The organism is Halopseudomonas sabulinigri (genome assembly GCF_900105255.1).
Classification (GTDB): Bacteria; Pseudomonadota; Gammaproteobacteria; order Pseudomonadales; family Pseudomonadaceae; genus Halopseudomonas; species Halopseudomonas sabulinigri.
The window spans coordinates 1,330,401-1,350,684 of record NZ_LT629763.1 but is presented as its reverse complement, the minus strand read 5'-3'; the positions used below and the strand labels follow the sequence as shown (position 1 = coordinate 1,350,684).

At 63.1% G+C, this 20,284-nt stretch carries 17 protein-coding genes and 1 pseudogene; 14 read left to right on the top strand and 4 right to left on the bottom strand.

What is annotated here, in order from left to right; translation table 11 throughout:
• Window positions 1–30: 30 nt before the first annotated feature.
• Complete coding sequence (locus BLU26_RS06000) at window positions 31–357, bottom strand: EscU/YscU/HrcU family type III secretion system export apparatus switch protein (protein ID WP_092284780.1); 327 nt, start codon at window positions 355–357, stop codon at window positions 31–33.
• The gene (gene fliK / locus BLU26_RS05995; protein ID WP_157719310.1) at window positions 357–2,099 is read right to left on the bottom strand and encodes a flagellar hook-length control protein FliK; all 1,743 of its coding nucleotides are present in this window, start codon (window positions 2,097–2,099) and stop codon (window positions 357–359) included. The genes BLU26_RS06000 and fliK overlap by 1 nt, the downstream gene beginning before the upstream one ends.
• A 178-nt stretch (window positions 2,100–2,277) precedes the next feature.
• On the opposite strand from fliK, the gene ccmA reads away from it, so the two are divergent.
• The 10 genes from ccmA to BLU26_RS05945 all read left to right on the top strand — a co-directional run bounded on the left by ccmA (window position 2,278) and on the right by BLU26_RS05945 (window position 9,807).
• Window positions 2,278–2,913 (top strand): cytochrome c biogenesis heme-transporting ATPase CcmA, encoded by a 636-nt coding sequence (gene ccmA / locus BLU26_RS05990; protein ID WP_092284776.1) that lies wholly within the window; start codon window positions 2,278–2,280, stop codon window positions 2,911–2,913.
• A complete protein-coding gene (gene ccmB / locus BLU26_RS05985) occupies window positions 2,913–3,587 on the top strand; it encodes a heme exporter protein CcmB (protein ID WP_092284774.1) in 675 nt (224 codons plus the stop codon). The genes ccmA and ccmB overlap by 1 nt, the downstream gene beginning before the upstream one ends.
• A 19-nt stretch (window positions 3,588–3,606) precedes the next feature.
• Window positions 3,607–4,350, top strand: a complete 744-nt coding sequence (locus BLU26_RS05980; RefSeq protein WP_092284772.1) for a heme ABC transporter permease — start codon at window positions 3,607–3,609, stop codon at window positions 4,348–4,350.
• Entirely contained in the window at window positions 4,347–4,514 is a 168-nt protein-coding gene (gene ccmD, locus BLU26_RS05975; RefSeq protein ID WP_092284770.1) for a heme exporter protein CcmD, read from the top strand. Before BLU26_RS05980 ends, ccmD begins: the two co-directional genes overlap by 4 nt.
• Window positions 4,514–4,993: a cytochrome c maturation protein CcmE gene (gene ccmE / locus BLU26_RS05970; protein WP_092284768.1), complete on the top strand. Its 480-nt coding sequence runs from the start codon at window positions 4,514–4,516 to the stop codon at window positions 4,991–4,993. The genes ccmD and ccmE overlap by 1 nt, the downstream gene beginning before the upstream one ends.
• Window positions 4,994–5,005: 12 nt before the next feature.
• On the top strand, window positions 5,006–6,973 hold the full coding sequence (locus BLU26_RS05965) for a heme lyase CcmF/NrfE family subunit (protein WP_092284766.1): 1,968 nt from the start codon (window positions 5,006–5,008) through the stop codon (window positions 6,971–6,973).
• The gene (locus tag BLU26_RS05960; RefSeq protein ID WP_092284764.1) at window positions 6,973–7,527 is read left to right on the top strand and encodes a DsbE family thiol:disulfide interchange protein; all 555 of its coding nucleotides are present in this window, start codon (window positions 6,973–6,975) and stop codon (window positions 7,525–7,527) included. Before BLU26_RS05965 ends, BLU26_RS05960 begins: the two co-directional genes overlap by 1 nt.
• A complete protein-coding gene (locus BLU26_RS05955) occupies window positions 7,524–8,003 on the top strand; it encodes a cytochrome c-type biogenesis protein (RefSeq protein WP_092284761.1) in 480 nt (159 codons plus the stop codon). Before BLU26_RS05960 ends, BLU26_RS05955 begins: the two co-directional genes overlap by 4 nt.
• On the top strand, window positions 7,996–9,198 hold the full coding sequence (ccmI, locus tag BLU26_RS05950) for a c-type cytochrome biogenesis protein CcmI (RefSeq protein WP_092284759.1): 1,203 nt from the start codon (window positions 7,996–7,998) through the stop codon (window positions 9,196–9,198). Before BLU26_RS05955 ends, ccmI begins: the two co-directional genes overlap by 8 nt.
• A gap of 246 nt (window positions 9,199–9,444) precedes the next feature.
• A complete protein-coding gene (locus BLU26_RS05945; RefSeq protein WP_092284757.1) occupies window positions 9,445–9,807 on the top strand; it encodes a SpoIIAA family protein in 363 nt (120 codons plus the stop codon).
• 24 nt (window positions 9,808–9,831) lie between these two features.
• Here BLU26_RS05945 and BLU26_RS05940 read toward each other — a convergent pair whose 3' ends face one another.
• On the bottom strand, window positions 9,832–11,148 hold the full coding sequence (locus BLU26_RS05940) for an MFS transporter (RefSeq protein ID WP_092284755.1): 1,317 nt from the start codon (window positions 11,146–11,148) through the stop codon (window positions 9,832–9,834).
• Window positions 11,149–11,352: 204 nt separating this feature from the next.
• Here BLU26_RS05940 and smc point away from each other — a divergent pair, with 204 nt between their 5' ends.
• The 4 genes from smc (at window position 11,353) to BLU26_RS05920 (ending at window position 19,407) form a co-directional block, all read left to right on the top strand.
• Window positions 11,353–14,847 (top strand): chromosome segregation protein SMC, encoded by a 3,495-nt coding sequence (gene smc / locus BLU26_RS05935; RefSeq protein ID WP_092284753.1) that lies wholly within the window; start codon window positions 11,353–11,355, stop codon window positions 14,845–14,847.
• An 86-nt stretch (window positions 14,848–14,933) separates the two neighbouring features.
• On the top strand, window positions 14,934–15,782 hold the full coding sequence (gene zipA / locus BLU26_RS05930) for a cell division protein ZipA (protein WP_092284751.1): 849 nt from the start codon (window positions 14,934–14,936) through the stop codon (window positions 15,780–15,782).
• A 197-nt stretch (window positions 15,783–15,979) separates the two neighbouring features.
• Window positions 15,980–18,352 (top strand): NAD-dependent DNA ligase LigA, encoded by a 2,373-nt coding sequence (gene ligA, locus BLU26_RS05925; protein ID WP_092284749.1) that lies wholly within the window; start codon window positions 15,980–15,982, stop codon window positions 18,350–18,352.
• Window positions 18,349–19,407 (top strand): tRNA dihydrouridine synthase, encoded by a 1,059-nt coding sequence (locus BLU26_RS05920; protein ID WP_092284747.1) that lies wholly within the window; start codon window positions 18,349–18,351, stop codon window positions 19,405–19,407. The genes ligA and BLU26_RS05920 overlap by 4 nt, the downstream gene beginning before the upstream one ends.
• Here BLU26_RS05920 and BLU26_RS18870 read toward each other — a convergent pair.
• Window positions 19,404–19,874: pseudogene (locus BLU26_RS18870) on the bottom strand (methyl-accepting chemotaxis protein); the annotation flags it as partial. The gene BLU26_RS05920 and the pseudogene BLU26_RS18870 sit on opposite strands and share 4 nt — an antisense overlap.
• Window positions 19,875–20,284: the final 410 nt, after the last annotated feature.

Sequence of the window (20,284 nt, the reverse complement as noted above, 5' to 3'; positions counted from 1 at the left end):
AGTGTTGGCCAGCCCTAGCCCTGATGCTGCTCAATCCTGATCTGGATTATCCCGCATCAAGCGCTTGGGCACTGGCTGGTCACCGTCGGGATTGAAGCCGGCGGGGCGTTTACCCTTCAGGTACCAGGCAAAGGCGATGATTTCGGCGATGGTGCGGTACAGCGCTTCGGGTATTTGATCACCCAGCTCCAACTGCGTCAGCATGCGCGCCAGATCGGCGTTCTCGTAAATCGGCACTTCGTAATCCAGCGCCAACTGAATGATTTGTTCGGCCAGTTCACCCTCGCCCTTGGCGGTCAGCGTCGGCGCCTGTTCGCCGTCATACATCAGCGCAATGGCTTCGCGGTTTTTGCTCATCAGGTGACCTCGTCAATCCAGGTTTGTTGCAGTGCCTGGCGCGGCGGTGGCGGTGTGCCGCGATGGCAGCTCAATTCACCAACATCGAGTCCCTTCGCCAGCAGACGGTCACGCAGCTGGGTCAGTTCGTTATTGACCAGTTTCAGCGTGGCGGCCTGCTCGGCCCAGAATTCACTGCTGACCTTGTCCTTGCGCAATCGGGCAATGGCTTGCAGGTTGCCCAGTTCGTCGAGATTGAACGACAGCCGTACTTCCCACTGTGGCGTGGGTTCGGCCTGCTTGGCGCTCGGCGGCGGCGTCTCGCGTTCGATGCGCAGCTGCACATGATTGAACTGGTGCCCGTCGCGCATGGGGATTTCCAGCTGCCAGGTCGTTTGAGTGCTGCCGTCGGCAAAGCTCTGGGTCTGCCCCAGACTCTGAAACTGGTGGTGCTGAATGCGTGACAGCAAGGCTGCGGTCAGGCGCAGCAGGCTCCCCAAATCATTGTTTTCGCCCAATGCCTGCAAGGCGCGGGTCGGCAACGGAAACATGCCGGGCTTGAGTTGCTGTTGCGCTGCGGCCTGGCTGGCTTGCTGCCAGGGACCGGGTGGCAGGTTCAGGGCGTTGAGACTGCCGGGCGGCAATTGTTGTTGCAGGGTAATCAGCAAGTTGACCAGAGTGCCCTTGAGATCGACCCCGGCCAGGGGCTCGGGAGCGCCGGGCGTCGACAGGCTGGCGAGTAGCGGCAGCAGCTTGTCCAGCGCCGGCAGCGCGCGCTGCAAGGTGCCGGCCGGTTGGCTGGCGGCATCCACCGCGCCGGCGGGTGCTGTTGAGTTGGCGGCCTGTTTTGCGGCGCTCTGGGCAACCAGGGACTCGGCGATTTTGGCCAAGTTGGGCTCAAGGAACAGGCCGCTCTGCTTGATCGCATTGGCCACCCCGTCAGCCGTTGTTAGCTGCTGCGCGGTAGTGACTTGCTGCAGCACTTGGGCTATGGCCCGCTGCAGCGCCGGGATGGCAGGTAGGTCGCGCGGGCTGGCCTGTAATTGGTCGAGCCGGTTGAACAGGGGCTCGCTTGAGGCCTGGCTTTGCAGGGTGCTGCGCAAACCTTGCAGCAGATCGAGCTGGCGCTGCTGCGCACTGCTAGCCAGCACGCGCAATTCACCCTGGGCACCCACATTGGCATTCAGCCGGGTACCGGGTTCTACCGGCTGGCTGCTGGTGAGTTGCAGCAGGCTGCCAGTAGCGGCCCCCTGTACGATTTTGGCCAGCACGGCAAAGGCGACCTGTTGGCCGGCGTTGTCGGTAACCGGCTGTTGGCTTAATACCCGTGCCTGCAAGGCGCTGCCGGGCGGAAACTGCGCAGGATCAAGGCGCGTCAAAGGCTCGCTGGCGGGCGCGCTGCTGGCCGGTTGCAGCACGGCCATCAGCTGGGTTTGGGTCAGTGCCTGAACCACCAGTTGGGTACCGGTGGTCAGTGGCTGTGGGCTGCTGGCGGGCAGTGTGGCTGGTGCGCTGGTTGCCGTGCCCCGGGCGAGGCGCAGCAGCACCTCAAACTGGCCGCTGCCGTTGGCCCGCGGGCTGCTCTGGATCACCTCGGCGCTGATCTTTTCACCCTCTGGCAGTAGCGCTGCGTCAATTGGCCGCAAGAGTTGCAGGGCCATGCTGATTGCTTCAGCGCCACGCGCAGCTACCGCCGCAGCCGGCGTGGTTGGCGCGCTGGGTGGAATGACAGTGCTGGGTGGTAGGCGAAAGTCCGAGCTCATGTTGTCACATGTTGATGTAAATCGAGGTCCCCCGGGGTAGGGGGGCATGTATAATGGCGCCCCATTGACGGGCCTTCCAGCCCGCTGCTGGTGGCGCTTGCAAAGAGTATAGCGGCCAGCATGCCGGAATCATCAATGCAATGGTATCGGCGCGATTCAGCCTGGGTCTGGAGTAGTAGTGAGCAAGCAGCAGATCGACATCAGCGAACTGGCCTGTGAGCGGGATGAGCGCGAGCTTTTCTCCGCAGTCTCCTGCTGTCTGCAACCCGGTGACGTGCTGCAGGTCGCTGGCCCCAATGGTGCGGGTAAAACCAGCCTGCTGCGTATATTGGCCGGCCTGATGCCAGCCAGCGGCGGTGATATCCGCTTTGCCGGTGAGTCCGTGCTGTCGAGGCGCGGTCGCGAGCACTGGCGGCGCAACCTGCTGTATATAGGGCACGCGCCGGCGGTCAAGGGCGCGTTGAGCGCGGAGGAAAACCTCAGCTGGCTCTGTGCGCTCACCCAACCAGTGACCCGTGAGGCCATTTGGCAGGCGCTGCAGCAGGTCGGCCTGCGCGGCTTCGAGGATGTGCCCTGTCGGCAGCTCTCGGCCGGCCAGCAACGCCGCGTGGCTCTGGCCCGGTTGTATCTGCCGGGCGCTCCTGTATGGATTCTGGATGAACCTTTCACGGCGCTCGACCAGGCCGGTGTGCAGGCGCTGGAGCAGCATGTCATGGCCTTTGCAGCCGGTGGTGGTACCGTGGTGTTGACTACGCACCACAGTCTGGCCCATGTGCCGGGTGTGCGCCGGCTTGAGCTGGGGCGGGCGAGCTGATGCGGCAGATCATCTGGCTGTTGTTCAAGCGTGAATGGCAATTGGCCTGGCGTCGCCCCGGCGACCTGCTCAATCCGCTGATCTTTTTCGCTATCGTCATTACCCTGTTTCCGCTGGCGGTGGGGCCGGAGCCGCAACTGTTGCAGCGCATGGCCTCGGGCATCATCTGGGTGGCCGCGCTCCTGGCTACCTTGCTGTCCCTGGATGGCCTGTTTCGCAGCGATTTTGAAGACGGCTCATTGGAGCAGTGGGTGCTGTCACCGCACCCGCTGACCTTGCTGGTGCTGGTCAAGGTGCTGCACCACTGGTTGATGTGCGGCTTGCTGCTGGTGCTGTTGGCGCCGGTGCTCGGCCTGATGCTGGCGCTGCCCTGGTCGGTTATGCCGACCTTGTGCCTCAGCCTGCTGCTGGGTACTGCCGTGCTCAGCCTGCTGGGCGCCATAGGCGCGGCACTGACCGTAGGTTTGAAGGGTGGCGGCAGCATGTTGCTGGCGCTGCTGATACTGCCGTTGTACATCCCGGTACTGATTCTGGGCACCGGCGCCATGGACGCCGCATTGCAAGGCTTGCCGGTACTCGGTTATCTGCTCTGGCTGGGTTGCCTGGCGTTGCTGGCACTGAGTCTGGCACCCTTGGCGATAGCCGCCGGATTACGAATTGGCGTGAGTGAATAGGCGCGGAGACTGACAGCGAATGAGCTGGACTTTTTTTCACAAATTGGGCTCGCCCAAGTGGTTTTACGAGATCAGCGGCAAGCTGTTGCCCTGGCTAACTGCGTTCAGCGTGCTGGCGCTGATGATGGGCGTGGTATGGGGGCTGGTGTTTGCCCCGCAGGATTACCAGCAGGGTAATAGTTTTCGCATCATCTACATCCACGTGCCCGCCGCGATTCTGGCCCAGTCCTGTTACATGATGCTTGCCGTTGCTGGCATTGTCGGGCTGGTCTGGCGTATGAAACTGGCCGATGTGGCGCTGCAATGCGCTGCGCCCATCGGTGCCTGGATGACCTTTGTGGCACTGATTACCGGCTCCATCTGGGGCAAGCCCACCTGGGGTACCTACTGGGAGTGGGATGCGCGCCTTACGTCCATGCTTATCCTGCTGTTTCTGTACTTTGGCATCATTGCCCTGCGCATGGCGATCAGCAATCGTGACACGGCGGCCAAGGCGACTGCGGTGATGGCCATCGTCGGTGTGGTCAACATTCCGATCATCAAATACTCGGTCGACTGGTGGAATACCCTGCACCAGCCGGCCACCTTCACCGTCACTGAAAAACCGGCGATGCCGGTGGAAATGTGGTTGCCACTGCTGGTGATGGTGCTGGCGTTCTACGGTCTGTTTGCGCTCAACCTGTTGCTGCGCATGCGCCTGGAAGTGCTGCGCCGCGAACACAAGGCGCGCTGGGTCCGCGAGATTCTGGAGAAGAGTGCATGAGTAACCTGTCCGAGTTCATTGCCATGGGCGGTCACGGTGTTTACGTCTGGTCTGCCTACGGGATTACGGCGACGGTTCTGATTCTGTTGTTCCTGCCACCGGTGCTGGGAAAGCGCCAGCTGGTTCAGGCTGAAGCACGCCGACGTCGGCGGGAGGGGTTGTAATGCATCCGTTGCGCAGAAAGCGCCTGATTCTGATCGTGCTGGTGATGTTGGGTGTCGGCGCTGCTGTGGCGCTGGCGCTGTCGGCGTTGCAGCAGAATATCAATCTGTTCTACACGCCGACCCAGATCGTCGCCGGGGAAGTACCGGATCAGGCGCGTATCCGCGCTGGCGGTATGGTGGTGGAGGGCAGTGTCGTGCGCTCAAAGGATAGCCTGGATGTGCGTTTTGACGTCAGCGATGGCGCTCACGCCGTGACCATCGCCTACAGCGGCATCCTGCCGGATCTGTTCCGCGAAGGGCAGGGCATTGTGGCGCTGGGTCGGCTGGACGCCAACGGCGTATTGCAGGCCGATGAGGTGCTCGCCAAGCACGATGAAGAGTACATGCCACCGGAAGTGGCCAAGGCCATGAACGATGCCAAGGCCAACAAAGCGGCGGCCGGCGAAGCAGCCGCAGACGCGCCAGCCAGCAATTACTGAGGTGCCGATCGCATGATTCCTGAACTTGGGCAGGTTGCCCTGATTATCGCCCTCTGCCTCGCGTTGCTGCAGGCCACCGTGCCCCTGTACGGCGCCTGGCGCGGCGACTCGCTGGCCATGGGGTTCGCTCAGCCGGCGGCCATGGCCCAGTGTCTGTTTGTATTTTTTGCCTTTCTTTGCCTAGTGCATGCCTTTGTCACCAACGACTTCAGCGTCACCTATGTGGCGCTCAACTCCAACTCGGCGCTGCCCTGGTACTACCGCGTCAGTGCAGTCTGGGGTGGGCACGAAGGTTCGCTGTTGCTGTGGGCCCTGATCCTGGCCGCCTGGACCTTTGCCGTGGCGATCTTCTCGCGCGATCTGCCGGAAGACATGCTGAGTCGGGTCCTGGCCGTGATGGGCATGATCAGTGTCGGTTTTCTGCTGTTCATGCTGATGACCTCCAACCCCTTTGATCGCCAACTGCCATTCCACCCGGCTGACGGCAATGATCTCAATCCGCTGTTGCAGGACTTTGGCCTGATCGTGCACCCGCCCATGCTCTACATGGGGTATGTAGGGTTCTCGGTCGCCTTTGCCTTTGCCATCGCCGCGCTGCTGGGTGGCCGTCTGGACGCCGCCTGGGCGCGCTGGTCGCGGCCCTGGACCATCATCGCCTGGGCCTTCCTTAGCCTGGGGATCGTGCTCGGCTCCTGGTGGGCCTATTACGAGCTTGGCTGGGGTGGCTGGTGGTTCTGGGACCCGGTGGAAAACGCATCCTTCATGCCCTGGCTGGTCGGTACCGCGCTGATTCACTCGCTCGCGGTGACCGAGAAGCGAGGCGTGTTCAAGAGCTGGACGGTGCTGCTGGCGATTGCCGCCTTCTCGCTCAGCCTGCTGGGTACCTTCCTGGTGCGCTCCGGGGTGTTGACCTCGGTGCATGCCTTTGCCACCGACCCCGAGCGCGGCGTGTTCATTCTCGGTTTCTTGCTGGTCGTAGTGGGCGGCTCGCTGCTGCTCTACGCCCTGCGCGCGCCGGTGGTGAAAAGCCAGATCGGTTTTGCCTGGAGCTCGCGTGAAGCCTTGCTGCTGGTGAATAACCTGGTGCTGGTGGTCGCGGCCCTCATGGTACTGCTGGGCACGCTGTATCCGTTGATCATGTCGGCCTTCGATACCCTGGTGTCGGTGGGGCCGCCGTATTTCAATGGCATGTTCCTGCCCCTGATGTCGATTCTGATGCTGGCCATGGGCGTAGGTATTGTCAGCCGCTGGAAAGAAACCCCACTGTCCTGGCTGACCGGCCAGCTGAAGTGGGTACTGGTATTCGCAGCGCTGGGCGCGGTTGCCATCGCCGTGTGGATTGGCGATCACCTGTTCGCGGTGGGCAGCATGCTGCTGCTGGTGTTCTGGGTTACCGGTGCCAGTCTTCGCGACATTCTGCACAAGACCCGTAACAAGGGTCTGGCCAAGGGGCTGCGTGCCTTGCCGCGCAGCTACTGGGGCATGACCCTGGCGCACCTGGGCATTGCCGTGTGTGCGGTGGGCATCATCGGTGCCAGCTTGTTCGATAACCAGCGCGACCTGCGCATGGCGCCGGGCGATACCCTGGAGTTGGGCGGTTACTCGTTCACCTTCGAGGGCGTGCAGCACCGTGAAGGTTCCAACTGGGTGTCCGATCAAGGCCATATACGGGTGATGAAAGGCGGCCGTGAAGTCACCCTGCTGCATCCCGAAAAGCGCCTCTACAAGGTCAAGAATCAGCTGATGACCGAGGCTGGGATCGATGCCGGTTTCACCCGTGACTTGTTCGTCGCCATGGGCGAGCCGCTGGAGGGTGATGCCTGGGCCATTCGCGTGCACATCAAGCCGTTCGTACGCTGGGTCTGGCTGGGTGGTCTGCTGATGATGGCCGGCGGCTTGCTGTCGGCCAGTGACAAACGCTACCGCCTGAAAGCACGCCAGCGTCAGAGCGCGCCGGCCAGCGTAGGGGAGGCAGTCTGATGCGCCGCCTGTTCCTGTTGGTACCACTGGCCATCTTTCTGCTGATTGCCGGCTTCGCGTTATCGGGGCTTAGTGGCAAGAAGGCGGGTGAGAGCGAGCTGGCGTTACCGTCGCCGCTGATCAATCAGCCGTTCCCGGACTTCACCCTGAGCTCGGTCACCGACGCCTCGCAGACCGTCACCCGCAGCGATCTGCTCGGCAAGCCAGCACTGGTCAATGTCTGGGCCACCTGGTGTGTCGCCTGCCGCGTCGAGCATCCGGTGCTGAACAAGCTATCGGCGCAGGGCGTGGTGATTCATGGTGTCAATTACAAGGATGACCAGGCCGCGGCGCAGAAGTGGCTGCGCGACTTTCACAATCCCTATCAGTTGAACATCAGCGATACCGAGGGCCGGCTGGGGCTGGATCTGGGCGTTTATGGCGCTCCGGAAACCTTCCTCATCGATGCCCAGGGCGTGGTGCGTTACAAGTTCATCGGCGTGATTGACGAGACGGTATGGCAGAACGAGCTGGCGGCGCGTTATCAGGCGCTGGTCGAGGAGGCAAAACCATGAAGCGCTTACTCCTGGGGTTTAGCCTGTTTGCTGTGCTGCTGAGCGCGCAGGCGGCTGTGGACACCTTCGAGTTTGCCTCGGAGCAGGAGCGGGAGCGCTTCTACGCCATATCCACCGAACTGCGCTGCCCGAAATGCCAGAACCAGAACATCGCCGACTCCAACGCGCCCATTGCCGATGACCTGCGCAAGGAAGTCTACCGCCTGCTGAACGAGGGCAAGAGCGACGATGAAATAGTCGATTACATGGTCGCGCGTTACGGCGACTTTGTGCGCTACAAGCCAGCCTTGACCGCAGACACGCTGGTGCTCTGGTTCGGCCCGCTGTTTTTCCTGTTGGCGGGCTTTCTCGCCGTATTCATGTTGATCCGCCGCCGTCAGCGCGCCGCCAGCAACCCACTGGATAACATTCTGACCAGCGAAGAGCAGCAGCGGCTGGATCAACTGTTGGAAGAAAAGAAGAATCACGATGATTGATTTCTGGTTGAGTGCTGCCGTCCTGTTGCTGCTGGCAGTCGTTGTTGTTGTCTGGCCGCTGTGGCGTCGCCGCGCCCATGAGCGGGTTGATCGCACCGCGTTGAACGTGGCGCTGTATGAAGAACGTGTGGCTGAGCTGCAGGCCCAGCAGCGCGCGGGTGATCTGACTGAACCTCAGGCTGAGGCCGCCCGGCAGGAAGCCAGCCGGTTGCTGCTGGAAGACACCGCCAACGCCGATGCCCAGCGTGCACCCTTGACGCGCAAGGTCGCGGGCGTACTGATCGCCGCCGCAGTGGTGCTGCCGGCGGCGGTGGTTGGCTTGTATCAGCTGTGGGGCAACCCTGAGGGGTTGGCGCTCTATCGGGAAATGCAGGATACCCCGCAGGTCAGCAGCCTTGAGGCACTGATCGACCGCACCGAGCGGGTGGTCGAGGTGCAACCGACCAACGGTGAGGCCTGGTACATGCTGGGCCGCGCCTACATGAGCGCGCAGCGTCCGGCCGACGCGGTGCAGGCCTTTGGCAACAGCCTGAACCAGATTGGTGAGGCGCCGGATGTGCTGGCCCAGCTGGCGCAGGCGCGTTACTTCGCCAATGGCAACCAGCTCGACCCCGAGTCGGTCGCCGCGCTCGACAAGGCCTTGGAGTTGCAACCCAACAACGCCACGGCGCTTGGTCTGCTGGGTATCGCCGCCTTTGAGGCTGGCGACTACAGCGGCGCCATTGGTTACTGGGAGCGTCTGCTGCAGAGCACCGAGCCCGGTAGCCAGGGCGCCCAGGCGATTCAGGGCGGGATTGATCGCGCGCGCGAGCGCATGGCCGCTGCCGGGCAGACCCCGCCAGAGGCGCAGTCGGGGCCGAGCATCAGTTTACGCGTCAGTGTGGCGCCGGAGCTGATGGCCGAACTGGACCCGGCATCCAGCGTATTCGTCTTTGCCCGCGAACCGAATGGCCCGCCCATGCCGTTGATTGCCAAGCGGCTGACGCTGTCCCAGTTGCCGCTGGATATCACCCTGACGCAGGCAGATGCCATGTTGCCCGGCGTGACCCTGAGCAGCGAGCAATCGCTGCAACTGGTGGCGCGGGTGTCGCCGACCGGCGATGCGCGCGAAGGTACCCACCTGGGTCAGCTCGATGATGTGCACGCCGGCAGTGACGAACAGCTCGAACTGGTGATTGATCGCGCCGCCGACTGAGCCCTTTGGCTCGCTGCGTCAGCCAACGCCCCGCCGGAGACCTCCGGCGGGGCGTTTTTTTTCTACGCTTGCCAAGCCCGCCAAAAGGTTGTCACTGAACCCGATCACGGCGCTCTTGTCCAAATCAGAGGCAGTGCAACCAATGCTCCGCGCGTCGGTTGCACTGCCAGCGTGGCCCCCAGGGCCCTGTTGTGGTTGGGTTGTTGTCGCACTCAGCGCCTGCACGGCAGGCAGGAGAGGTGAATCATGTTGACTTCCATCCCGTTCGCCGACGACCGCGTGGTGGGCTTTCGCATCGAAGGTAAAATCACCGCCGAGGTATTGGATCAGGCCATCGAGCTGATCGAGGTGGGCCTGGCAAAATACCCCAGGGTGCGTCTCTACGTGGAAATGCCCAGCTTCGACGGCATCTCGGTCGAGGCCTTTTACAAGGACATGAAATACGGCCTGAGCAACTGGGGGCGTTTCGAGCGCGAGGCCGTGGTGACTGATCGGCATTGGCTGGAAAAAATGGCCAGCGTGGCCGACAAGCTGTTCAGCTCGATCGACGTGCGCGTGTTTCCCTCAAATCAGACCGACGCGGCGCGCGATTGGGTGCAGGCTAATTAGCCGCAATTCTCGCGGCAGTTGGCCTCAGTCCTGCTGCACTTCCGGCAGGCTGAACGCCAGCAGCGCACCGAGTAGACCGATGCCGGACAACAGCAGCAGCATGCCCGCAGCGCCAATCAGTGAGCCGAGCAGGCCGAACAGCCCGGTTGCCAGCAGAATCAAGCCTATGGCGCTGTTGCTGACTGCTACGTAGTCGGTGCGTTTGCTGCCGCCAGCCATGTCCAGCACATAGGTCTTGCGGCCCACGCGCACGCCGCTGTGGGCGATGCCAAGAATGAAGAACGCTACAGGAAACAGCCAGGCCTGCAGGCCCTCCGGCAACACCGCAAAGCTGTGTAGTGCTATCACCAGTGGCCCCAGCAGGCTGGCAATGAAGGCGGCGCGAATCATCACCTGCCTGCTCGACTTGTCCGACATCCGGCCCCACACCATGGCGCTGAGGCTGCTGGCCAGGCCGTTGGCTACCAGAAAGGCGCCCAGCATGCCGAAACTGGCTTCCAGGTCCTGCGCCAGGACCACGTAGTAGGGCGCTGAGAGCGCGGAACAGAGCAGCAGTGCGCGGGTGATGACGAAGCGCCGAAAGGGTTTGTCGTCGCGCAGCAGGCTGATGCGGCCGATAGCTTCGCGCAGGCCATTGCCACCGCCATCGGTCGCGCCGGGCGACTCGTCGATGCTGCGGTAGACCAGTGCCGCCAGTACCCAGAGCAGCGCGGAGCCGACCAGCAGGCTGGCGTAGAACAAGGTGTCGTCGTCCTGCGGCGGCCAGATCAGGCAATAGCCGCCGAAGGCCAGCGCCAGCCAGCCAGAGAGGCTGGTGGCCAGGCCGTTGAGCCGCCCGCGGCGGGTCTTGGGAACTGTCTTGCCGATCACATCCTTGCTGGCCACCGAGCACAGCCCGCGCGCCAGACTGAACACAATCAGGCACAGGATGATCAGTACCCCCGCCAGCGTGCCTTCGGTCAGCCAGGCTACCGCGCCCATTGCCAGCAAGGCAGGGGCCTGCAGCAGGCTGCCGATGATCCAGGTGCCCTTGCGGTAAGGGAAGCGTCGCACGTACGACGCGATGAACAACTGCGGCAGCATGGAGCCGGATTCGCGAATCGGTACCAGCCAGGCGATCAGCGCGACTGGCGCGCCCACTACGCCCAGCAGCCAGGCGAGTGTGGTTTTTGGATTGGTCAGGGTGTCGCCCAGGCTGGTCAGGGTATTGGCCAGCACCTGACGAAAGAAGTTCTGCGGTACATCGGTACAGGCGCCGTCCGGAATGTCCTTGCAGACCCGGGCGTCCTCTTCGTTCATCAACTTGCTGTACAGGCCGTTCAGGTCTGGATCAAGTGGCATGGGCGGGGTGTTCTCATTGCGGTTTAAGCGTGGGCGCAAGAGTTTGCCGCAGATATCCGCCGTTGGCTACCGGGTGAATGCAGGGCTAATTGGCGTACGGGGCTTCTCTTTGCGCGGCAGAGCGGGTAAAAATGCGGGTTTATTCTGTTGCCGGCAGCCAGATGCTGCAGCAACCGCCGAGCAGAGCAAGGACACGCCTCACCCATGCGATTGAAATGCATCAAGCTGGCAGGCTTCAAATCCTTCGTGGACCCCACCACCGTGTACTTCCCGACCAACATGGGAGCCGTGGTGGGGCCGAACGGCTGCGGCAAGTCCAACATCATTGATGCAGTGCGCTGGGTAATGGGTGAAAGCTCGGCCAAGAACCTGCGCGGCGAATCGATGACTGACGTCATCTTCAATGGCTCCAATACCCGCAAGCCGGTCGGCCAGGCCTCGATCGAACTGGTGTTCGACAACAGCGACGGCACCCTGCAGGGCGAGTACGCCGGCTATAACGAAATCTCCATCCGCCGCCGCGTGACCCGCGAGGCGCAGAACCAGTATTTTCTCAACGGCACCAAGTGCCGCCGCCGCGACATTACCGACATCTTCATGGGCACCGGCCTGGGCCCGCGCAGCTACTCGATCATCGAACAGGGCATGATCTCCAAGCTGATCGAGGCCAAGCCCGATGAGCTGCGCCTGTTTATTGAAGAGGCCGCGGGTATCTCCAAGTACAAGGAGCGTCGCCGCGAAACCGAGAACCGCATTCGCCGCACCCACGACAATCTCGCGCGCCTGACCGACCTGCGCGACGAGCTGGAGCGCCAGCTGGGCCACTTGCATCGGCAGGCGCAGGCCGCCGAGAAGTATAAGGAGTACAAGGCCGAGGAGCGCCAGCTCAAGGCGCAGCTGCAGGCCCTGCGCTGGCAGACCCTCAACCAGCAGGCCGGCGAACGCGAGCACCGCGTGCGTGATCTGGAAGTGGCGCTGGAAGCCTTGATTGCCGAGCAGCGCAACGCCGACAGCGAAATCGAGAAGCAGCGTGACCAGCATTCAGACCTGAACGAGCGCTTCAACCAGGTTCAGGCGCGGTTTTACAGCCTGGGCGCCGATATCAGCCGCATCGAGCAGATTCTGCAGTTCAACCATGATCGCCAGCGTCAGCTGCACGATGATATCGAGCAAACCGAACAGGCTTGGCAGGAGGCGCAGAGCCACCTGACCCAGGATCAGGCGCTGCTCGCCGACCTGCAGAATGAACTGGCAGAACTGGAACCCGAGCTGGAACTGGCCGGTGCCGCCGATGAAGATACCGCCATTGCGCTGCAGACCGCAGAAGAGACCATGCAAAGCTGGCAGCAGGCCTGGGAGCAGTTCAACCAGCAAGCCGCCGTACCGCGTCAGCAGGCCGAAGTGGAGCAATCGCGCATCCGGCACATGGAGCAGTCCATCGAGCGGCTGGGCGAGCGCATTCAGCGTCTTGAGGATGAGCGCAGTGGCTTGAGCTCCGGGCCGCTGGATGACGAGTTGGCCGAACTGGGCGAACAATTGGCCGAGCTGGAGATGCGCGGTGAGGGTGATCAGCTGGCCCTCGCTGATGTCAGCGAGACACTGCAACACGAGCGCGACAATCTCAACGCCCTGCAGCAGGAGCAGGATATTCGCCGCGGTGAGATGCAGCGCGGCAGCGGGCGGCTGGCGTCACTTGAGGCACTGCAGCAAGCAGCGCTGGATCAGGGCAGCGACGTTGGCGACTGGCTGGCTGCGCAAGGCTTGGCTGGCGGACGGCAACTGGCGGAGCAGATTCAGGTCGCCAGCGGTTGGGAGCAGGCGGTAGAAACCGTATTGGCGGACGACTTGCAGGCAGTCTGTCTGGATGACGTGGCCGCGCTGGGCGATGCCCTGGCCGGCTTTGAGCAGGGCAAGCTACGCCTGCTGGATTCACGCAGTGCCGGCCACGTTGCGCCCGGCAGCCTGCTCGACAAGGTTACCTCGAAGCTTGACCTGAGTCCTTGGCTGGGCAGTATACGGCCGGTCGAAAACCTGATTGATGCGCTGGCGCAGCGCGATCAGCTGGCAGCACACGAATCGCTGATTACCCCGCAGGGCCACTGGCTTGGGCCCAACTGGCTGCGCTACCGGCGTGGCGAAGCCAGCGAGACCGGCGTGCTGGCGCGGCAACAGGAAATGGAGCAGTTGCAGGCGCTGCTCAGCCAGCAGGAGCTGGCGCTCGATAGCAGCCAGCAGCGCTTGGGCGATCTGCGCGACAGCATTCGCAGCCTGGAGCAAAAACGCGAAAGCCTGCAGCAGTCGATTGCCGGCCTGGGTCGCCAGCAGGGCGACCTGAAAGCGCAGTGGTCAGCCAAACAGGTGCGGCTGGAGCAGATAACTGCGCGGCGCCAGCGTATCGGCGATGACCTGCAAGACATCAAACTGCAGCGCAGCGACGAGCTTGAGCAAATTGGTGAGGCGCGGCTGACCCTGCAAGCCGCGCTCGACAGCATGGAGCAAGACACCGGGCAGCGCGAAGCCCTGCTGCGCCAGCGTGACGAAGCACGCGCAACACTGGATCAGGCGCGCCAGCAAGGCCGTCAGCAGAAGGACCGCTCGCACCAGTTGGCCTTGCGCGTGCAGTCACTCCGCGCGCAGCAGAACAGTACCTCGCAGGGGCTGGAGCGGCAGTTGTTGCAGGTCGAGCGCCTGGGCGAACGCCGCGAACAGCTGCGCATGACCCTGGAAGAAAGCCAGGCCCCGGAAGACGATCAGCGCATTGAGCTGGAAACCCTGCTGGAGCAGCGCGTTGAAGTAGAGCACGAGCTTGGCCGCGCGCGCGAAGCGCTGGAAGGCGTCGATCAGCAGATGCGCATGCAGGAAACCCGCCGCGTGCAGGCCGAGCAGCAGGCGCAGGTATTGCGCGAGCAGTTGGACGAACAGCGGCTGACCGCGCGCGACCTGCAAACCCGCCGTCAGGGTGTGCAGGAGCAGTTGCTGGAAGCCGGCTACGACCTGAACGGCGTGATCGAAACCTTGCCGGAAGGCGCCAGCGAGGCCGACTGGGAACAGCAGTTGGCGCAACTCGATGCGCGCATCCAGCGCCTGGGCGCGATCAACCTGGCGGCCATTGAGGAATATGAGCAGCAGTCAGAGCGCAAACGCTATCTGGATGCGCAAAATGCCGACCTGGAAGAGGCGCTGAATACGCTGGAGCAGGTCATTCGCAAGATCGACCGCGAGACCCGTGCCCGCTTCAAGGAAACCTTCGACAAGGTCAATCACGGCTTGCAGGCGCTGTTTCCCAAGGTGTTCGGCGGCGGTAATGCCTATTTGGAGCTGACCGGCGATGATTTGCTGGATACCGGCGTGACCATCATGGCGCGGCCGCCCGGCAAGAAGAACAGCACCATTCACCTGCTTTCGGGTGGCGAGAAGGCGTTGACCGCGATTGCCCTGGTGTTTTCCATCTTCCAGCTCAATCCCGCGCCGTTCTGCATGCTCGATGAGGTTGACGCGCCGCTGGACGACGCCAACGTGGGGCGCTACGCGCGCATGGTCAAGGAAATGTCGTCACGGGTCCAGTTTATCTACATCACACATAACAAAATTGCGATGGAGATGGCAGATCAGTTAATGGGCGTGACCATGCATGAACCCGGTTGTTCCAGGTTGGTCACAGTCGACGTGGAAGAGGCGGCAGCACTGGCGGCAGTGTAAAGTTGGCGACGGGCATGCTAGCATCCGGCCAGATAACAGGCGGGCCTTGGCCCCAAACAGAATTGTGACAACAGGAACGGGTATTCATGGATTTCGGTTTGCGTGAGTGGCTTTTCATTATCGGCCTTCTTGTCATCGCCGGCATTCTGTTTGATGGCTGGCGCCGCATGGGCGGGCGTTCGCGCATTCGCTTCAAACTGGAACGCAACCTCAGCGACTTGCCGGAAGACGAAGCGGGCAGCGATGAGCTGCTGGGGCCGCCACGTGTGGTTGGTGGCCGGCATGAACGTGAAGAACCCTCGTTTGGCTCGGCGCTGGACGACGTTGCTGACCAACAGCCGCAGACCGATTGGCACGAGCCAGAGCAGGTGGGCCTTGATCTTGAAGAGCCGCCAGTGCTGGTCGACCCAGTTGCGCAGAAACCGGCAGCCAAACCGGGCAAGCCGCGCAAGCCCGACAGCGCAACCAATCCGGAACCCAAGCCCGAGCAAGAATCCCTGCCGGTAGAGGAAGTACTGGTGATCAACGTGGTGGCGCGTGACGAACAGGGCTTCCTTGGCTCGGCGCTGCACCAGAGCATTCTGGAAAGCGGCCTGCGCTTCGGCGATATGAACATATTCCACCGCCACGAGAGCATGAGCGGCAACGGCGATGTGCTGTTCTCCATGGCCAACGCGCTGAAACCCGGCATATTTGACCTGGATGAGATGGACAGCGGTTACGTACGTGCGGTCAGCTTCTTCATGGGCCTGCCCGGTCCCCGCCATCCCAAGCAGGCGCTGGACCTGATGATTGCCGCTGCGCGCAAGTTGTCCCACGAGCTGGGTGGCGATCTGAAAGATGAGCAGCGCAGTGTGCTCACGGCGCAAACCATTGAGCATTACCGTCAGCGTATTGCCGAGTTTGAACGCCGGCACTACAGCCTCAGGCGCTAAAGACAGCGCTGGAAGGCGCCTGCCTTCCAGCCTCAAGCGGCAAGTTTCAAGCTTCAAGTGAAGCCCCAAACCCAAACTGCACTGCGCTGTGGCTATTGACTCTAAGCCTGCAGCTTATAGTTTGCAGCCACTGCGTTTGCCGCAGCGGCTGGCCCGGTTACAATTACCTCCCTGTTTCCCAATACCGCCGGTTACCCATGACCCAGCACACCACCCCCGCCGACCGCGCCTTGGCGCTGCGCGAGGAAATCGCGCAGCATAACCACCGTTATTACGTGCTGGACGAGCCGGCCATTCCGGATGCCGAGTACGATCGCCTGTTTAATGAACTCAAGGCGATTGAGGCGCAACACCCTGATCTCATAACCCCCGATTCACCTACCCAGCGGGTAGGCGGCGCGCCGGCGGGCGGGTTTGGCGAGGTGCAGCATGAGGTGCCCATGCTCAGTCTGGGCAACGCCTTTGCCGAGCAGGACATGCTGGATTTTGATCGCCGGGTGCGCGAAGGCCTGGATCTTCCAGCGGGCGATCTGTTTGGCGGCGGGGAAGACGTCGAGTACTGCTGCGAGCCCAAACTCGACGGTCTGGCGGTCAGCCTGCTGTACGAGAATGGCCTGCTGGTGCGCGGCGCCACCCGTGGCGACGGCAGCACCGGCGAGGATATTTCCAGCAACGTGCGCACCATCCGCAATGTGCCGCTCAAGCTGCGCGGCGAAGGCTGGCCGGCAGTGCTGGAGGTACGCGGCGAGGTGTTCATCAGCAAGGCCGGTTTCGAGGCGCTGAACGAGACCGCGCGCGCCAACGACAGCAAGACCTTCGCCAATCCGCGTAATGCCGCGGCCGGAAGCCTGCGCCAACTCGATCCGGCGATTACCGCCAGCCGGCCATTGGAGTTCTGCTGCTACGGCTTTGGTCGCGTGGAAGGTGATTTGCCGGCAACTCAGGAAGGCATTCTGCAGGCGTTCAAGGGCTGGGGTTTGACCATCAGCCGCGAGCTGAAGATCAAGCAGGGCGTGGCCGGCTGCCTGGAGTACTACCGCGACATTGGCGAGCGCCGCGCTGCGCTGGATTACGAGATTGATGGCGTGGTGTTCAAGGTCAACCGGCTCGACTACCAACGCGAGTTGGGCTTTCGCGCGCGCGAGCCGCGCTGGGCCATTGCGCATAAATTCCCCGCCTCGGAAGAGCTGACCGAGCTGCTCGACGTGGAGTTTCAGGTCGGCCGCACCGGCGCCATTACCCCGGTCGCGCGGCTCAAGCCGGTACAGGTGGCGGGTGTCACCGTTTCCAACGCTACCCTGCACAACATGGATGAGGTTGCCCGGCTGGGGGTGATGATCGGCGATACCGTGATCATCCGCCGCGCCGGTGATGTGATTCCGCAGGTGATGCAGGTGGTCAGCGAGCGGCGCCCGGCGGATGCGCGGCCGATTGATGTGCCGAGTGAATGTCCGGTGTGTGGCTCGGCGGTGGAGCGTACCCAGCTGACCAAGCGCGGCAAGGGGCGGGAAACCACCAGCGAAGGCGCGGTGTATCGCTGTGTGGGTCGGCTAACCTGCGCAGCGCAACTCAAGCAGTCGATCATTCACTTTGTTTCGCGCCGCGCCATGGATATCGATGGCCTGGGCGAGAAGAGCGTCGAGCAGCTGGTGGACACCGGTCTGGTCGGCTCGCCGGCTGATCTGTATCAATTGACCTACGATCAGGTGCTGCCGCTCGAAGGCTTTGCTGATCTCTCGACCCGCAATCTGCTCACCGCGATTGCCGACAGCCGCACACCGGCTTTGGCGCGTTTCATCTACGCGCTGGGTATTCCGGACGTGGGTGAAGAGACCGCCAAGCTGCTGGCGCGCGCGCTCGGTTCGCTGGCGCGCATCCGCGAGGCGCTGCCGCAGGTGCTGGTGTACCTGCCGGATGTGGGCGCCGAGGTAGCTTACGAGATTCACAATTTCTTTGCCGATGAACACAACCAGCAGGTGATTGACCAGTTGCTGGCGCGGGGCGTGGCCCCGCAGGAAACCGGAGAGCTGGGCGCCGAATTTGCCGCCAGCGTGTCGCTGGCCGAGTTTCTCGCACGGCTGGATATTCCGCATATTGCCAAGACCGGCGCCGAGCGTCTGGCAGACAAATTTGGCAGCTTGCAGGCGATATTCGATGCTGATTGGCTGGATCTCAAACAGGTCGAGCGCCTGAACGAGAAAGCCATCAAGGAGCTGCGTGCCTTTGCGCTGAATGAGCAGGCCCGCGAGCAGGCGCTGAGCATCGAGCAACAACTGCGTGACTTTGGCATGCACTGGGAGTCGGAACGCGCCCAAGCCGATAGCCTGCCGCTCAGCGGCCAGACCTGGGTGCTCACCGGCACCCTGGAGGCGATGCCGCGTGACATGGCCAAGGTGCACCTGGAAAGTCTGGGCGCCAAGGTGGCCGGTAGCGTGTCGGCCAAAACCCACTGCGTGGTCGCCGGCCCGGGTGCGGGCAGCAAGCTGGCCAAGGCTGAACAGTTGGGTGTGCAGGTGCTGGACGAGTCCGGGCTGCTGAGCATGCTGGCAGAGCAGGGCATCACGCCATGACGCAGCGGGGCGCAGACGTATTGTCAGCCAAGCCAGTGATAGTACTGGCGCCGATGGAAGGGCTGGTCGACCCGCCGATGCGCGACATTCTCACCCGCATTGGCGGCATCGATTGGTGCGTCAGCGAATTCATTCGCGTCACCACCGGCCTGCTCAACCGCGGCACTATTCAGCGCATCGTGCCGGAGCTGAGCCAGGGCTGGAAAACCCGCACCGGTGTACCGGTGCGGCCACAATTGCTCGGCTCAGATGTGCGCTGGATGGGGGAGAACGCCGCGCTGCTGGCCAGCATGGGCGCGCCGGCGATTGATCTGAATTTTGGCTGTCCGGCCAAGACGGTCAACCGTCACCGTGGCGGCGCCTCGCTGCTGCGTGAGCCGGAACTGCTGCAGCAGATTGTCGCCAGTGTGCGCGCTGCAACCCCGGCGCATATCCCGGTCACCGCCAAAATGCGCCTGGGTTACAGCGATACCGCGCAGACCCTGGAGTGTGCTGCTGCGCTGGCCGCCGGCGGCGCCAGCGAAATTACCGTGCACGCGCGCACCAAGATGGATGGCTACAAGCCGCCAGCGCACTGGCACTGGCTGGCGCGGATTCGCGAGTCGGTGGAGGTACCGGTGATCGCCAATGGCGACGTCTGGACGCCCGAGGATTACCACCGGATTCGCGAGGTCAGCGGCTGCCAACAAGTGATGATTGGTCGCGGACTGGTGCGCCGGCCCGATCTGGCGCGGCAGATTCGCGGGCTGGATGGCGCCGATGCCGAGATGGCGCCCTGGCCTACGCTGCTGCCGTGGATCGCTGATTTTTTCGAGCAGACCCGCGCGCGCGTGGTCGACCGCCATGCGCCGGGTCGGCTCAAGCAGTGGTTGTCGATGCTGGGGCTGACCTATCCCGAGGCCAAGCCTGTGTTTGCGGCGCTGCGCCGCGAGAACGATGCCGAGGCGATCAGCGCCTGCCTGGCCGCCCTGGCAGCGGGAGAAGACCAAGCCCGTACGCTGTTGGCCTTGCCATCGGCCATCGGCCAGCGCCTTGGGCGCCCCCTGAGGCGCTAGTGATGGCTGAGCTGATTCAGCTCGGCGATCAGCTGGTGGCTGGCCTGTTCACTCTGTTGCAATAACTGCTCAAGCGCTGCCAGTTGCCCCGACAGCTCGGCGCAGAGGGCAGGGTCGCCGTGCTCCGCGCTGCTGCGCAGTGCCTCCTGCAGGTCATTGCCCAGGTGGCTGGCCTGCTGCACCTGCTCGGCCGATTGAGTCAGCAGGGCATCAGTCCCTTGCACGCAGGCGTCCAGCGCGGTGATCTCGTGGCTGACCTGCGAGCTTTGCTCATCCATCTGACTGATGATGTCGCCTACCTCTGCGGTCGCGGCAGTGGTGCGGGTGGCCAGTGCGCGTACTTCGTCGGCCACCACGGCAAAGCCGCGACCGCTTTCACCGGCACGCGCCGCCTCGATGGCGGCATTCAGCGCCAGCAGGTTTGTCTGGCTGGCGATGCCATCGATCACCTGGGTGACCTTGCTGATGCGCGCGCTTTGCTGCTGCAGCTGGCTGAGCAGTTGCAGGCTGGCCGCGCTGTGATCACGCAACAGACCGGCCTGGCGCAGGCAATCCTGCAGACCGCCTTGTGCCGCGCTCTGCGCGCCACACAGCTGGGCGATGGATTGGCGGAGCTGTTCGTTGTGCTGCTGACCGTTGGCGGCCTGATGCTGTGCCTGATCGTAGAGCGCGCCCAGATGCTGCAACCCGTTTTGCGTGGCCTGCAGTTGCTCTGGCAATGGCGCTGCGCCTGTGGCCAGGGCCTGCAAGCGGGCGGCCTGTTGCGCGGCCTTTTCGGTATGGGTTGCCGCTTCGGCGGCGACCGCTGAATGGATGCTGTCGGCGTTGGCACTGGAGGGCAAATCGGCCGGCGGGTAGCGCCAGGGCAGGCCCAGCC